The following is a 1,956-nucleotide window of genomic DNA, read 5'->3' as shown; positions in this document are numbered from 1 at the left end:
CTCTGGCGCAGATCGAAAAACTGGTGCGGCACGATGATTTGACCGGAGTGGCGAACCGGCGGGGCGTGATGGAGCGGCTGCAGCAAGGCATTGAGACCGTTCAGCGCGACGGCTCTGCGCTGTGCGTCGCATTGCTTGATATCGACTATTTCAAACAGGTCAATGACCGCTATGGTCATGAGGGGGGCGACCAGGTACTGCGTGCTTTTGGACAGCTGCTGTCGTCGCAGTTGCGTGCCATTGATTGCGCTGGCCGGTATGGCGGGGAAGAGTTCCTGCTGGTGCTGTCCGGCGCGAATCTGGGCCAGGCGGGCGTGCTTCTCGAGCGCATTCGCAGCCACACGGAATCACTGCCATGGTCGCAGATGATCCATCAGGATCTTCATGTGACATGCACTTCGGGCGCTGCTCAGTACCGACCCGGAGAAGCCTTGGAAGCGCTCATTTCCCGTGCGGATGCGGCCATGTACCGTGGCAAGGAAGCCGGACGCAATCGCGTGGTTCTCGACGGACTCTGATGAAAGGCTGCGCCTCTTTCGAAGCAGCTTTGTCCCTGGGAGAATGCCCGGCTGGAGTACACGACATCAACTGGAGTTCCGTATGCAACGCATGAAGCAGGTTTTGTGGGTGGCCCTGATGGCGGCGGGCCTGGCGGGCGCAAGCGCGTTCGCCGCGGACCGCACCGAGCGCGTGACGCTGGGTGAAGGCACGACCACGCTCAAGGGGCATGTCACGGGGTACGACAGCGTGCAGTATTCCTTGACTGCCCAGCCGGGCCAGCAGTTGCTGATCCGTCTCGCCACCAGCAACCCGAGCAACTACCTCAACGTCGAACGCTCCGGCATGGCGGAAGCCGTTTGCCAAGGCGCGTTGACCGGCAACACATGCTCCGTCCGCGCCGAGACGGCGGCGGACTACGTGGTCGACGTGTTCCTGATGCGCAATGCAGCGCGGCGCGGGGAACAGGCCGAGTACACGCTGTCGATTGAACACGGCAGCGCCCAGCCGGGGCCTTCGGCCGGTGCGGCGAGAGACGCCGCAGCGAAGGAGGCCGCCGCCGCGGCCGTGGCCGCTTGCAAAAGCGCGCTGGCGCTGAAAAGCGGGGTGAACGCCGTGTTCGTGCTGCCCCTGTCGCATGTCGCCGCGGCCGGTGGGTACGAAGTCTTTCTCAGCCTGAAGGGGGCCCAGTGGCTTTGCACCACGGACCCGCGTGGGAATGTGAACCGCGTAGAACAGCGATGAGCTTAGCCACCCTGTGCCGGTCCCATGCACGGCGCGACTTCCCCTATGTTGCGGGGCAGCCGGTGGGATTCAGGGCCGGCCAGTGGGCATGGCTGATGGCCAGCGTCATCGCCGGGTTCCTGTTGCTGGTGCTCGTTCCGGCGACCAGCTTCCAGGCGCAGCTCTTCACCCGGCTGCTTTTCGTCGCCATCCCTCTCGGTACGCTGCTGTGGCTCGCCGGGCGCCATGCCAGTGCGTTGTTCGGACGGATGTCCGCAGGCGATGCCGGCGTCACCGCTCTTGCGGCCGTGTTGTCCATCCTGTCGGCGCTGCTCGCCGCGCTCGTGGTGCAGCGGTTCGCCCCGGTCGCACCCAATCCGCTGGCCGTGGACGCCGCACGCATGTCGGCGCCCGATCTGGTCCTGAACCTCCTGTCCACCGCGCCGCAGTTGCTGGGCGAGGAACTGCTCACGATACTGCCGTTCCTCGCGCTGCTTCGATGGACGAGCGTCAAGTTCGGGTTGGCGCGCCGATATGCCATTGCGCTGGCGCTGTTGGGCTCGACGATCATCTTTTGCGCCGCACACCTGCCCACCTACCATTGGAACTGGGCGCAGTGCTTCGGCGTGATCGGGGCCTCGCGGGTGGTGCTGACTTCGGCCTACATCGTGACCCGCAAACTGTGGGTGCCTGCGGGTGCGCACATCCTGACGGACTGGACCGAGTTCTCAACGG

Annotated in this window: 3 protein-coding genes; all 3 read left to right on the top strand. The window is 64.9% G+C overall.

The window, feature by feature from the left end; genetic code table 11:
* Positions 1–518: GGDEF domain-containing protein (locus D3H34_RS32145; RefSeq protein WP_147400565.1), on the top strand; the 518-nt coding region annotated here is incomplete at its 5' end.
* Positions 519–600: 82 nt separating this feature from the next.
* Positions 601–1,242 carry a hypothetical protein gene (locus D3H34_RS32140; RefSeq protein ID WP_119558812.1) on the top strand — a complete coding sequence of 214 codons (642 nt, stop codon included), beginning with the start codon at positions 601–603 and terminating at the stop codon, positions 1,240–1,242.
* Positions 1,239–1,956, top strand: a 718-nt coding sequence (locus D3H34_RS32135; protein WP_147400564.1) for a CPBP family intramembrane glutamic endopeptidase, incomplete at its 3' end; no start/stop codon positions are given. The genes D3H34_RS32140 and D3H34_RS32135, both read left to right, overlap by 4 nt.

It is taken from the genome of Acidovorax cavernicola (genome assembly GCF_003581445.1).
This window is presented reverse-complemented; position numbering and strand designations above follow the sequence as displayed.

Coding starts and splice junctions, on each gene's coding strand:
- D3H34_RS32140 (WP_119558812.1), top strand. CDS start 601: ATGCAACGCATGAAGCAGGTTTTGTGGGTGGCCCTGATGGCGGCGGGC.